Here is an 11,929-nt window from a genome sequence, read left to right on the forward strand (position 1 = left end):
ACCGAAGATGGCCGACCGCAGCTCCCCTCCCGTCCTGTGCCTGATGGGCCCCACCGCCGCCGGCAAGAGCGCGGCCACGCTGGCGCTGGCCGACCGTTGGCCGCTCGAGATCGTCAACGTCGATTCCGCCACCATCTATCGTGGCATGGACATCGGCACGGCCAAGCCCAGCCAGGAGGAACGCCTGCGCGTGCCGCAACACCTGCTGGACATCCGCGATCCCGCCGAAAGCTTTTCGGCCGGCCAGTTCCGCGCCGAGACGCTGCGCCTGATCGCCGACATCCGCGGCCGCGGCCGCATCCCGCTGCTGGCCGGCGGCACCATGATGTATTTCAAGGCGCTGCGCGAAGGTCTGGACAACCTGCCGCAGGCGGACGCCGTCCTGCGCGCGCAATTGAACGCCCGCGCGGCCGACATCGGCTGGCCCGCCATGCATGCCGAACTGGCGCGCGTCGATCCGGCCACCGCCGCGCGGCTCTCGCCCAACGACAGCCAGCGCATCCAGCGGGCACTGGAAGTCCACGCGCTGACCGGACAGCCGATGTCGGCCCTGCTGACGGGCCAGGTCGCGCCGGACGCCACCGAGCAGCGCTACGTCAATCTCAGCCTGGAACCATCGGAACGGGCCGGCCTGCATGCCAGGATCGAACAGCGCTTCGACGCCATGCTCGAAGCCGGCCTGGTGGACGAGGTACGCCGCCTGCGGGCGCGCGGCGACCTGGGCCCCGAGCTGCCGTCCATACGATGCGTGGGCTATCGCCAGGTATGGAGCTACCTGGCCGGGGACATCCACGGCGCCGAGATGCGGGGCCAGGCCATCGCCGCCACCCGGCAACTGGCCAAGCGCCAGATCACCTGGCTGCGCGCGCTGCCGGACCGGCTGGCGGTGGACTGCCTGGCGCCGGACAGCACCGCGCGCGTGATCGACGCGGCGGCCGCGACGCTGGACGCCGCCGTCGCGGCGACCGCCAACCCACGCTGACGGCGCACCCGCGCCACGCCGCGCCAGCCGCGGCGTGCGCCGGGACGCCGGCCCTGCTATGCTGGATGCGTGCGCGGCCCGTTGCCGCGCTTTGCGCTTTCGACGACACGATTCATGAACAGGTACTGGAGCCGCGTCACTCAGCAACTGACGCCCTATGTCCCCGGCGAACAACCGCAGATAGACGGACTCGTCAAACTCAACACGAACGAGAACCCGTACCCGCCCTCGCCGCGCGCCCTGGAAGCCATACGCCAGGCCACCAACGAGGCGCTGCGGCGCTATCCCGACCCCGACGCCAACGTGTTCAAGGCGGCGGTGGCGCGTTTCCACGGCGTGCCGGTCGATCATGTCTTCGTCGGCAACAGTTCGGACGAGGTACTGGCCCATGTGTTCGTCGGCCTGCTCAAGCACGACCTGCCGCTGCTGTTCCCGGACGTGACCTACAGCTTCTATCCGGTTTACTGCGGCCTGTACGGCATCGATTACCGCACCGTGCCGCTGGCCGACGACCTGTCGCTGCGCGTGCAGGACTACGGCCAGCCGAACGGCGGGATCATCTTCCCCAATCCGAATGCCCCCACCGGCCGCCTGCTGCCCCTGGAGGACATCGAGGCGCTGCTGAAGGCGCATCCTGATTCGGTGGTCGTGGTGGACGAAGCCTACGTCGATTTCGGCGGCACCTCGGCGGTGCCGCTGGTGGCGGTCTACCCCAACCTGCTGGTGGTGCAGACGCTGTCCAAGGCCCGCTCGCTGGCGGGCCTGCGGGTCGGCTACGCCATCGGCCAGCCGCATCTGGTCGAGGGGCTGGAACGGGTCAAGAGCAGCTTCAACTCCTATCCGCTCGACCGCCTGGCCATAGCCGGCGCGACCGCGGCCATGGAAGACACCGCCTACTTCGACCGTACCCGCCAGGCCGTCATCGCCTCGCGCGTGCGCCTGACCGCCAAGCTGGAAGAACTGGGCTTCGAAGTGCTGCCGTCGGCCGCCAACTTCGTCTTCGCGCGCCACCCCGGCCACGATGGCGCGGCCCTGCAGCAGGCGCTGCGCGAACGCAAGGTGCTGGTGCGGCACTTCAAGCAGCCGCGCATCGACCAGTACCTGCGCATCACGGTCGGCACCGACGCCGAATGCGATGCGCTGCTCAATGCACTGAAGGATCTCCCCCCTACGCGCTGAAGGGAAGCTCACCCCCTACGCCCTTCGGGCGCCCCCTCAAGGGGGCGATGCGGGTGGACCGGCAAAGCCGGATCCACCGCATCCTGGGTCTATCAGATCACTTCGGTTTGGGCGGCGCCGGGTTGTTGGTCGATGATTTCGCCCAGGCGGTAGACGGTTTCGCCCTGTTCGCGCAGCGTCGCTGCCACGGCGTCGGCCTGGTCGGCGGAGACCACCACCACCATGCCGATGCCGCAGTTGAAGACGCGGTGCATTTCGGTGTCGGCCACCTGGCCTTCGCGTTGCAGCCAGGTGAACAGCTCGGGCATCGTCCAGGCGTCGCGGTGCAGGCGCGCGGCCAGGCCGGGACGCAGGATGCGCGGCACGTTGTCCAGCAGGCCGCCGCCGGTGATGTGGGCCAGGCCCTTGATCTCGTGCTTGGCGATGGCCGCCAGTACCTGCTTGACGTAGATGCGCGTGGGCGCCATGACGACGTCGCGCAGCGGCTGGCCGTGGAAGTCCTGGTCCGGCGTGGCGCCGGCGCGTTCGATGATCTTGCGCACCAGCGAGTAGCCGTTGGAGTGCGCGCCGCTGGAGGCCAGGCCCAGCACGGCGTCGCCGGGCTGGATGCGGCTGCCGTCGATGGCCTGCGACTTCTCGACCGCGCCGACGGCGAAGCCCGCCAGGTCGTATTCGCCGTCGGGATACATGCCGGGCATCTCGGCGGTTTCGCCGCCGATCAGTGCGCAGCCGGCCAGTTCGCAACCCTTGGCGATGCCGCCGACGACCGTGGCGGCGGTGTCCACCGACAGGCGGCCGCAGGCGAAGTAGTCCAGGAAGAACAGCGGCTCGGCGCCCTGCACCAGGATGTCGTTCACGCTCATGGCCACCAGGTCGATGCCCACGGTGTCGTGCTTGTTCCACGAGAACGCCAGGCGCAGCTTGGTGCCCACGCCGTCGGTGCCCGACACCAGCACGGGCTCGCGGTACTTCTTGGGCACCTCGAACAGGGCGCCGAATCCGCCAATGCCGGCCAGCACTCCTTCGCGCATGGTGCGCTTGGCGAGGGGCTTGATGCGCTCGACCAGGGCATCGCCCGCGTCGATGTCGACGCCCGCGTCGCGGTAGGTTAGAGAGGAAGCGCTGGGTTGTTGTGCGGACATGGGATGGACCGAAAAGTGGATGGGCGCGGGCTTTCGCGGCAAAAAAACCAGCCGGGACCGCCTGAAAGCTATAATTTTACGATGATTGGTATTCCCATGCAGCGGACAGGGATTTACATCGGGACAACTCCCGGTGGCACCCGCCGCGCCCCGCATTCCTTTTCTGCCTGCGCAGCCTTGCCCGGCCCGACCTGTCGCCACCCAACGCCATGATCGTCCGACGCTGCGGGTCTCTTAGCCGCCCCTCATGAAGCAGTTGCTACTCGACGTTCTTGCCGCGCCGGCTCCGTCCCTGGAAAACTATGTCGCGGGCCCCAATGTCGAGGCCCTGGCGACCCTGCGCGCCCTGGAGCCGGGCCGCGCCGTCTACCTCTGGGGACCGGCGGGATGCGGCCGCACGCACCTGCTGCGCGCCCTGTCCGACCGGCCGGGCGCGGTCTACCTGGACAGCCACAGTCCCGTGTCGGCCTACCGGCGCGCCGCCCAGCCCGAGGAATCCGACGTCCGCCCCGCGCTGATCGCCATCGACGACCTGCATCTCCTGGACGAACCGCGGCTGGCCTGCGTGTTCTCGCTGTACAACCGCTGGCGCGAAACCTCGGCCACCGACATCGCCCTGTCCCTGATCGTCGCCGGCGAGCGGGCCCCGGGCCAGCTGGAGATCCGCGAGGACCTGCGCACCCGGCTGGGCTGGGACCTGGTATTCCGGCTGGAGGTGCTGTCCGATGCCGAAAAGACCGACGCCCTGATCCGCCAGGCCGCCAGCCGCGGGCTGCAGCTCGCCCCCGAGGTGGTGAACTGGATTCTTACCCATTACGAGCGGGACATGCGCCAGCTGGCCGCCCTGCTCGACGCCCTGGACCGCTATTCGCTGGCGGCCAAGCGCCCGATCACGCTGCCGCTGTTGCGCGCCATGCTGGCCGAACAGCCCCAACCGTCCACCATTCAGTCGTATTCTTCGTTGTCATGACCCCCACCCAAGCGCCGCCTTCCCGCCTCGCCCTGTTCGACCTGGACCACACCCTGCTGCCGCTCGACAGCGACTACCGGTGGGCCGACTTCCTCGCCCGCGCCGGGCACGTCGGCGACCCCGCCGCCGCCTGCGCCCGGAACGAGGAACTGATGCGCCGCTACGACGAAGGCAAGCTGACCGCGATGGAGTCGGCCGAATTCATGCTGGGCCTCCTGGCCCGCAACACGCCCTACGACCTGGCCCGCTGGCACGAGGATTTCATGGCCGAGGTGATCCGTCCGGCCATCTCCGCCCAGGCCATCGCCCTGGTGCGCGAACACCTGGAAGCGGGCGACCTGTGCGCCATCGCGACCTCGACCAACACCTTCGTCACCGCGCCCATCGCGCGCGCCTTCGGCATCCCCGTGCTGCTGGCGACCGAACCGGAATACGTCGCCGGCCGCTACACCGGCCGCATCCAGGGCATTCCCTGCTTCCGCGAGGGCAAGGTCGTGCGCGTCAACCAGTGGCTGGCCGGCCACGGCTGGCAGTTGTCGGATTTCCGCCAGTCTTTCTTCTATAGCGACTCGATGAACGACGTCCCGCTGCTCGAAGCGGTGACCGACCCGGTCGCCGCCAACCCATCCGCCGCGCTGCGCGAACTGGCGCGCGAACGGGGCTGGCGCATCACGGACCTGTTCGCATGATCAAGAAGCTCATCAGTAAGCTATTCACCCCCCGCGCCGCGCGCCCCATCCTGAGCGTCAAGCGGCATGCGCCCCTGCGCGTGCCCCAGGCCAAGCACGGCATCGACCGCCGGCTGGTCTCGCGCCATGCGATCAAGGTCTGCGATGTGCTGCACGAGCACGGCTTCGAGGCCTACATCGTCGGCGGCGCGGTGCGCGACCTGATCGTGGGCGCCCAGCCCAAGGACTTCGACGTGGCCACCAACGCCACGCCGGAACAGATACAGCCGCTGTTCCGCCGCGCCCGCATCATCGGCCGCCGCTTCCGCCTGGTGCACGTGGTGTTCGGCCAGGAGATCATCGAGACCTCCACCTTCCGCGCCTCGGGCTCGGACGAACAGACCACCGACGAACACGGCCGCATCCTGCGCGACAACGTCTTCGGCACGCTGGAGGAAGACGCCGCGCGGCGGGACTTCACGCTGAACGCGCTGTACTACGACCCGGCCACCGAGATCGTCATCGATTACCACGACGGCGTGGCCGACCTGAAGAAAAAGACCGTCAGCATCATCGGCGACGCCTCCAAGCGCTACCGCGAGGACCCGGTCCGCATGCTGCGCGGCATGCGCTTCGCCGCCAAGCTGGGCTTCACCATCGCGCCGGCCACGCTCGCGCCCATCCGCGAGATGGCCCACCTGATCGAGAACGTGCCCGCCTCGCGGCTGTTCGACGAGATGCTGAAGATGCTGACCTGCGGCCACGCGCTGGACTGCCTGCGCCGGCTGCGCGCCGAAGGCCTGCACAAGGGCCTGCTGCCGCTGCTGGACGTGGTGCTGGAACAGCCCGGGGGCGAACGCTTCGTGAAGCTGGCCCTGGAACGCACCGACGTGCGCGTGCGCAGCGGCAAGTCGGTCAGCCCCAGCTTCCTGTTCGCCGCGCTGCTGTGGCAGCAGGTCAACCAGCGCTGGCAGCAGTACCGCGCGGATGGCGAGCTGCCCATGCCCGCCCTGGGCATGGCCGTGGATTCCGTGCTGGACGACCAGACCGAGAAGCTGGCCATCCAGCGCCGCTTCGTCTCAGACATGCGCGAGATCTGGTTCATGCAGCCGCGCTTCGAACGGCGCCAGAGCAAGGGCGCCTGGCGCATGCTCGAACAGCCGCGCTTTCGCGCCGCCTGCGATTTCCTGCAACTGCGCGCCGCCGCCGGCGAGGTGGACAGCGCCCTGGCGCAATGGTGGATGGACCTGGCCGACGCCAGCGATTCGGCGCGCGCCGAGATGCTGGAAGAACTGGCCCGCCAGCCGCGCGCGGCCGGGGAAGCCGCGGCCCCCCGCAAGCGCCGCCGGCGCAGCGGCCGCTCGCGCCAGGGAGGCCCCGCCGAGGGCGGTCCGGAAGGCGGCACCCCGGTAGCGGGATGAACGCGCCCGCCTGGCAGACGGCCTGGGTGGGATTGGGCGCCAACCTGGGCGACCCGGCCGCCACCCTGCGCGCGGCGCTGGCCGCGCTGGCTGCCCATCCCGAGGTACGGCAGGACGCGCTTTCGCGCTTCTACCGCACCGAGCCGATCGACTCCAGCGGTCCCGACTACGTCAACGCCGTCGTGCGCCTGCGCACCACGCTGCCCCCTTTGGCGCTGCTGGACCTGCTGCAGGACATCGAACGGCGCCACGGCCGCGAACGTCCCTATCGCAACGCCCCCCGCACCCTGGACCTGGACCTGCTGGCATACGACGGCCAGCGCCTGGATACCCCTCGGCTGACCCTGCCCCACCCCCGCATGCACCAGCGCGCTTTCGTGCTGCGCCCCCTGTCGGACATCGATCCGGACATGGCGCTGCCCCAGGGGCGGGTGGAGGAACTGCTGCGGGCCTGCGCGGACCAGGCGGTCCTGCCGCTGGACTAAGGCCTGCTCACGCCAAAAGAAGGCTCGCACAGGCCGGGAATGGGGCCTAGGCGGTCTTGCCCCGCGTATTGCCTTGTTACGCGGCGGCGAGTGCCTCGCGCTATCCTGGAGGCTCGGGCAACCAACCGCCTACCGCCATGAACACGACCCCGCTCTTCCCCCTCGGCCGGGCGCTGTATCCCGAGGGCGTCCTGCACTTGCGCATCTTCGAGATCCGCTACCTGGACATGATCAAGCAGTGCATCGCCGATCAGTCCTCGTTCGGCGTCGTGCCGCTCCTGGCCGGCCACGAAGTCCGCACGCCGGAAGGCAAGGAAGTCCTGGCCGACTTCGGCACCATGGCGAGGATAGAACAGTGGGACGCACCCATGCCGGGCCTGCTGCAACTGCGCTGCGTGGGGACGACGCGCTTTCGCCTGGTGGCGAGCGAACAGCGCAAGTACGGTCTCTGGGTCGGGCAGGTCGAGCCGCTGGCCGACGACCCCGTGGTCCCCATCCCGGCTGCCCTGCAGCCCGCGGCCAATACGCTGGGCCGCCTGATAGCCGAACTCCAGCAGCAGCGCGCAGCCGGCCCCGACCTTCCCATCGAGCCGCCCTTCCGGCTGGACGAATGCGGATGGGTCGCGAACCGCTGGGCGGAAATGCTGCCGCTGCTGCCGCCGCAACAGCGCCACCTGCTGGCCGACGATGACCCGGAAAGCCGCCTGGACCAGATCCAGGACATCCTGAAGCGGCGCAAGCTCCTGGCCGAATGAGATGAGATTCCCGGGCGGGAGCCCGGCAATGTGCGGCGTGGGCCTGATCGGCGTCGCCTACCGGCGCGACACCATGCTGTCTACCGCCAGCAAGGCCCTGATCCAGGAGATCCGCCACCTGACGGACGACCTGCTGCAGCAGGAAATCACGACCGACATGCGAACAGGGGCCGCCATTGCTCCAGCTTCTGCTCGAAGCTATACATCGCGGCCGCCGGCGACGAAGAAGCCAGCCGGAACACGCGGTAGCCGTAGTCGGCCAGGTGATGGCCCAGCTTCCAGGACAGGCCGCCGTTGAAGCCGATGCGTTCGAGCAGCGGCGCATGTTCCTTCAGGTAGGCCGCAAGCGGATTGACCTCGGCCTCGGTCACGGCGGCATCCAGGCTGCCCTGGCGCCGGCAACTGGCGACGACGTCCCAGATGCCCACGCGGTGCCGGATGGCAACGCGCAGTCGTTCCTCGTAGGGCACCAGGTGCAGTGCCTCGACCTCCAGGCAGGCGCCCAGCAGGCGCCAGAACTGGTTGCGCGGATGGGCGTAGTACTGGCCCACGTTCAGCGACGCCACGCCCGGGAAACTGCCCAGCAGCAGCACCGTGGCGTCGGACGCCAGCACCGGCGGAAAGCCGCTGAGCTGGGGCTGCGCCGCGGCGCTCACAACCGCCCCAGCTCCGGCGCCAGCGAACGCGCCCATTTGCGCGCCGGCAGGCCGTAGCGGTTCTCGACCTCCTCGGCGCGCGCCAGCAGCGCCTGCGCGTCGATCCGCAAGGCCGGGCCGGCCAGGGCGATCGCCACCCGGTTGCCTTCCTCGATTTCGGGCAGGACCGCCACGCGCCCCTCGAACGCCTCGTCCAGATTGCGGCGGTTATGTTCGTAGCTGTCGTGCGCGCCGAACAGGTTGACGGTCACGACACCCGCCTGGCTGGCGTTGGCGCTGACCACCCGCCGGCAGCCGCGATAGAACTCGACGGAATCGCGCACCGGGCCGCGCGCGGCATGGTCGTACAAATCCACCATCAAGGCGCGGCAACTGCCGCGATTGGCTATGTCCTCCACCCACGCGCCCGCGTCATCATGGGTGACCATGAATCGCTCGTTGTCGGCGGGCAGGCGGAAATAGGCGCGGCAGGCGGCGGTCACGCTGGGGTTCCATTCCACGACGCGCACCAGGCTGTCGGTGTGCTTCAGGCAGAAGCGCGTCAGGGATCCCGCGCCCAGCCCCAGCGTACCGATGGCCTGCTCGCCGCCGGCCTGCGGCGGATCGAGGAACAGCAGCCACGCCATCATCTGGCGCGTGTACTCCAGCTCCAGCGAAAAAGGGCTGCGTATCCGCATCGCGCCCTGGATCCAGGGGCTGCCGAAATGCAGGTAGCGAACGCCCTGCTCTTCCGAGAACGTCGGCTCGTCGAGCTCGCTGGGGCCGGCGGCGCGCCGCCGGTCCGGCCCGGGCCGTTGCGCCTTGCGGCTCAAGAGGACTGGCTCAGCAACAGGCTGTTCATGCTGCGCACGAACGCGGCCGGATCCTCCAGCGGCGCGCCCTCGGCCAGCAGGGCCTGGTCCAGCAGCAAGCGGGCCCACTGGCCGAAGTCGGCATCGCCGGCCTGCCGCACGCGCGCAATCAGCGGATGGCCCGGGTTGATCTCCAGGATGGGGCGCGACTCGGGCGCGGCCTGTCCGGCCGCCTTGAGCAGGCGCTGCAAGTGCTGGCTCATGTCCTGCTGGTCCACCACCACGCAGGCGGGGGAATCGACCAGGCGGAAGGTCACGCGCACGTCCTTGACCGCCTCGCCCAGCGCCTCCTTCAGCCGCTCGACCACCGGCTTGAGCTCTTCCGAGACTTCTTCCTGCTGCTTCTTCTCTTCCTCGTCTGCCAGCGCGCCCAGGTCCAGGCCGCCCTTGGCGATGGAGGCCAGCGGCTTGCCGTCGAACTCGTTGACGAAGGACAGCATCCATTCATCGACGCGGTCCGTGAGCAACAGGACCTCGATGCCCTTCTTGCGGAAAATTTCCAGGTGCGGGCTGCTGCTGGCCGCGGCGAAGGTCTCGGCCGTGACGTAGTAGATCTTGTCCTGGCCTTCCTTCATGCGGGCCACGTAGTCGGCCAGCGACACCGTCTGCGCGGGGGTGCCGTCCTGGGTGGAAGCAAAGCGCAGCAGCTTCAGGATGCGCTCCAGGTTGGTCGCGTCCTCGCCCACGCCTTCCTTGAGCACCTGGCCGAACTCGGTCCAGAAGGTCGCGTAATCGTCCTTGCGGTTCTCGGCCAGGTCCTCGAGCAGGCTCAGCACGCGCTTGGCGCTGCCTTCGCGGATGGCGCGCACGTCACGGCTTTCCTGCAGAATCTCGCGCGAGACGTTCAGCGGCAGGTCGGCCGAATCGATGACCCCGCGCACGAAGCGCAGGTAGGCCGGCAACAGCTGTTCCGCGTCGTCCATGATGAAGACACGCTTCACATACAGCTTGACCCCGTGCTTCCTGTTGCGGTCCCACATGTCGAACGGCGCGCGCCGCGGCACGTACAACAGCTGCGTATACTCGCTGCGGCCCTCCACCCGGTTGTGGCTCCACGCCAGCGGCGCCTCGAAGTCATGCGCCACGTGCTTGTAGAACTCGGTGTACTGCTCGTCGGTGACCTCGGACTTGCTGCGCGTCCACAGCGCGCTGGCCTGGTTGACGGTCTCTTCCTCGTCGCGGGTGACCTGCTCGGATTTCTCGGCGTCCCATTCCTCTTTCTTCATCAGGATGGGCACGGAGATGTGGTCCGAATAGCGGCGCAGGATCTCGCGCAGCTTCCACGACGACAGGAAGTCGTCCTCGCCCTCGCGCAGCGTCAGGATGATGTCCGTGCCCCGCCCGGCCTTCTCGGCCGCCGAGATCGTGAACTCGCCGTCGCCGGCCGACTCCCAGCGTATCGCCTGGTCCGCCGGCTGGCCCGCGCGGCGGCTGACGACGGTGACTTTCTGCGCGACGATGAACGACGAATAAAAGCCCACGCCGAACTGGCCGATCAGTTGCGCATCCTTCTGCTTGTCGCCGGTCAGCTGCTGGAAGAACTCCCGCGTGCCCGAGCGGGCGATGGTGCCCAGGTTGGCAATGGCCTCGTCCCGCGTCATGCCTATGCCGTTGTCGGAAATCGTGATGGTCCGCGCGGCCTTGTCGAAGCCCACGCGGATGGCCATCTCGCCCTCGCCTTCCAGCAGTTCCGGCCGGTCGATGGCCTCGAAACGCAGCTTGTCGCAGGCGTCGGACGCATTGGAGACCAGTTCGCGCAGGAAGATTTCCTTGTTGCTGTACAGCGAGTGGATCATCAGGTGCAGCAACTGCTTGACTTCGGTCTGGAAGCCCAGGGTTTCGGAGGTGTTGGTCTGACTCATGGCAATAACAAGGCCCATCCCGGCGCGCACGGTTCAGGCGCGCCAGGCATGGCGGTTGACGAAAGGAAGTTGTCCGGTTGGAGCAAAAAGCTCACGCGGCGTAGATAGGGCCGCGCGCACCTTTTTCAAGCATAACAGCCCCCACCCGCATCGCCCCCCGGGACCCGGCGCCGGGCCGCCCCAAAGCGGGTCCCGGCCCCCTTTGGGGGGCTGCCGCGTAGCGGCTGGGGGCCCACCATTCTGGGCGCGCGTCAGCGCGTAGGGGAGGGTCCTAATCTGCTGGTGATAGGTACGCCCGCCAGCAGGAACTCCATCTGGTCGGCCAGGATGCGGCGATTGCGCAGGATCATGCCTTCCCAGCGGTTGGGCCGGTACGGCAGGTAGAGCAGCGGCATGCCGGCCTGCTCGGGGGTGCGGTTGCCCTTGCGCTGGTTGCACGAGCGGCAGGCCGTGACCACGTTTTCCCAGGTATTGGCGCCGCCGCGCGACTCGGGGCGGACGTGCTCGATGGTCAGTTCGGACTCGGGGAAACAGCCGCCGCAATAGGCGCAGACGTGCATGTCGCGCGAGAACAGGCGTTCACGGCTGATGCTGATGGAGGCGGAACGGTCGCCGCGGAACTCGCGGCCGCGCACGGCGATGATGCTGGCGGTGCTGACGGTGGACACCTGCCCGGTCAGCCGGTTCGTGCCCCCGCGGTAGGTGACGGTGGTGTCCCCCAGTTCCCATGCCACCCTTCCCGCCACGTGCAGGCAGATGGCTTTTTCGATATCCACCCAGTGCACCGGCGTGCCGGCGACATCGAGCGCGAGAACCAGATGAGCCACAGTTTTCTCCTGAATGGATTGCCTATCGCTATCTTTCACTGGTTTTTTATACAGCGCCTCAATGACCAAATCAAGACAAATGCCGATTCCGCACAACATTCCCCTGCCCACCAAGACAAACAACCCAGGCC

12 protein-coding genes are annotated in these 11,929 nt (G+C 68.4%); 7 read left to right on the forward strand and 5 right to left on the reverse strand.

What is annotated here, in order from left to right:
- The first annotated feature begins 7 nt into the window (after positions 1–7).
- Positions 8–982 carry a tRNA (adenosine(37)-N6)-dimethylallyltransferase MiaA gene (miaA, locus tag ABD104_RS05080; RefSeq protein WP_087836875.1) on the forward strand — a complete coding sequence of 325 codons (975 nt, stop codon included), beginning with the start codon at positions 8–10 and terminating at the stop codon, positions 980–982.
- Positions 983–1,096: 114 nt separating this feature from the next.
- Positions 1,097–2,161, forward strand: coding sequence for a histidinol-phosphate transaminase (hisC, locus tag ABD104_RS05085; protein WP_343927228.1), 1,065 nt, complete (start codon positions 1,097–1,099; stop codon positions 2,159–2,161).
- Between the two features lie 92 nt (positions 2,162–2,253).
- Here the strand turns inward: hisC and purM are convergent, their stop codons facing one another.
- A complete protein-coding gene (gene purM / locus ABD104_RS05090) occupies positions 2,254–3,303 on the reverse strand; it encodes a phosphoribosylformylglycinamidine cyclo-ligase (protein WP_087836877.1) in 1,050 nt (349 codons plus the stop codon).
- Between the two features lie 247 nt (positions 3,304–3,550).
- On the opposite strand from purM, the gene hda reads away from it, so the two are divergent.
- From hda to ABD104_RS05115, 5 genes are all read left to right on the forward strand, one after another.
- Positions 3,551–4,273: a DnaA regulatory inactivator Hda gene (gene hda, locus ABD104_RS05095; protein ID WP_087836878.1), complete on the forward strand. Its 723-nt coding sequence runs from the start codon at positions 3,551–3,553 to the stop codon at positions 4,271–4,273.
- Positions 4,270–4,962 (forward strand): HAD family hydrolase, encoded by a 693-nt coding sequence (locus ABD104_RS05100; RefSeq protein ID WP_087836879.1) that lies wholly within the window; start codon positions 4,270–4,272, stop codon positions 4,960–4,962. Before hda ends, ABD104_RS05100 begins: the two co-directional genes overlap by 4 nt.
- Positions 4,959–6,362: a polynucleotide adenylyltransferase PcnB gene (gene pcnB / locus ABD104_RS05105; protein ID WP_087836880.1), complete on the forward strand. Its 1,404-nt coding sequence runs from the start codon at positions 4,959–4,961 to the stop codon at positions 6,360–6,362. The genes ABD104_RS05100 and pcnB overlap by 4 nt, the downstream gene beginning before the upstream one ends.
- Positions 6,359–6,847, forward strand: coding sequence for a 2-amino-4-hydroxy-6-hydroxymethyldihydropteridine diphosphokinase (gene folK, locus ABD104_RS05110; RefSeq protein WP_087836881.1), 489 nt, complete (start codon positions 6,359–6,361; stop codon positions 6,845–6,847). Before pcnB ends, folK begins: the two co-directional genes overlap by 4 nt.
- Positions 6,848–6,984: 137 nt before the next feature.
- Complete coding sequence (locus ABD104_RS05115) at positions 6,985–7,602, forward strand: LON peptidase substrate-binding domain-containing protein (protein WP_087836882.1); 618 nt, start codon at positions 6,985–6,987, stop codon at positions 7,600–7,602.
- Positions 7,603–7,748: 146 nt separating this feature from the next.
- On the opposite strand, the gene ABD104_RS05120 is transcribed toward ABD104_RS05115, so the two are convergent.
- The 4 genes from ABD104_RS05120 to ABD104_RS05135 all read right to left on the reverse strand — a co-directional run bounded on the left by ABD104_RS05120 (position 7,749) and on the right by ABD104_RS05135 (position 11,798).
- Positions 7,749–8,258, reverse strand: coding sequence for a DNA-deoxyinosine glycosylase (locus tag ABD104_RS05120; RefSeq protein ID WP_243724450.1), 510 nt, complete (start codon positions 8,256–8,258; stop codon positions 7,749–7,751).
- Entirely contained in the window at positions 8,255–9,070 is an 816-nt protein-coding gene (locus tag ABD104_RS05125) for a class I SAM-dependent methyltransferase (protein ID WP_087836884.1), read from the reverse strand. Before ABD104_RS05125 ends, ABD104_RS05120 begins: the two co-directional genes overlap by 4 nt.
- Complete coding sequence (gene htpG / locus ABD104_RS05130; RefSeq protein WP_087836885.1) at positions 9,067–10,971, reverse strand: molecular chaperone HtpG; 1,905 nt, start codon at positions 10,969–10,971, stop codon at positions 9,067–9,069. Before htpG ends, ABD104_RS05125 begins: the two co-directional genes overlap by 4 nt.
- 251 nt (positions 10,972–11,222) lie before the next feature.
- Positions 11,223–11,798: an HNH endonuclease gene (locus tag ABD104_RS05135; protein WP_371695535.1), complete on the reverse strand. Its 576-nt coding sequence runs from the start codon at positions 11,796–11,798 to the stop codon at positions 11,223–11,225.
- Between the last annotated feature and the right edge of the window lie 131 nt (positions 11,799–11,929).

This window comes from Pigmentiphaga daeguensis (genome assembly GCF_039523035.1).
Classification (GTDB): Bacteria; Pseudomonadota; Gammaproteobacteria; order Burkholderiales; family Burkholderiaceae_B; genus Pigmentiphaga; species Pigmentiphaga daeguensis.

What these genes read in the sequence shown, in the direction of transcription:
- miaA (WP_087836875.1), top strand. Translation starts at nt 8, where the DNA reads ATGGCCGACCGCAGCTCCCCTCCCGTCCTGTGCCTGATGGGCCCCACC.
- hisC (WP_343927228.1), top strand. Translation starts at nt 1,097, where the DNA reads ATGAACAGGTACTGGAGCCGCGTCACTCAGCAACTGACGCCCTATGTC.
- purM (WP_087836877.1), bottom strand. Translation starts at nt 3,303, where the DNA reads ATGTCCGCACAACAACCCAGCGCTTCCTCTCTAACCTACCGCGACGCG.
- hda (WP_087836878.1), top strand. Translation starts at nt 3,551, where the DNA reads ATGAAGCAGTTGCTACTCGACGTTCTTGCCGCGCCGGCTCCGTCCCTG.
- ABD104_RS05100 (WP_087836879.1), top strand. Translation starts at nt 4,270, where the DNA reads ATGACCCCCACCCAAGCGCCGCCTTCCCGCCTCGCCCTGTTCGACCTG.
- pcnB (WP_087836880.1), top strand. Translation starts at nt 4,959, where the DNA reads ATGATCAAGAAGCTCATCAGTAAGCTATTCACCCCCCGCGCCGCGCGC.
- folK (WP_087836881.1), top strand. Translation starts at nt 6,359, where the DNA reads ATGAACGCGCCCGCCTGGCAGACGGCCTGGGTGGGATTGGGCGCCAAC.
- ABD104_RS05115 (WP_087836882.1), top strand. Translation starts at nt 6,985, where the DNA reads ATGAACACGACCCCGCTCTTCCCCCTCGGCCGGGCGCTGTATCCCGAG.
- htpG (WP_087836885.1), bottom strand. Translation starts at nt 10,971, where the DNA reads ATGAGTCAGACCAACACCTCCGAAACCCTGGGCTTCCAGACCGAAGTC.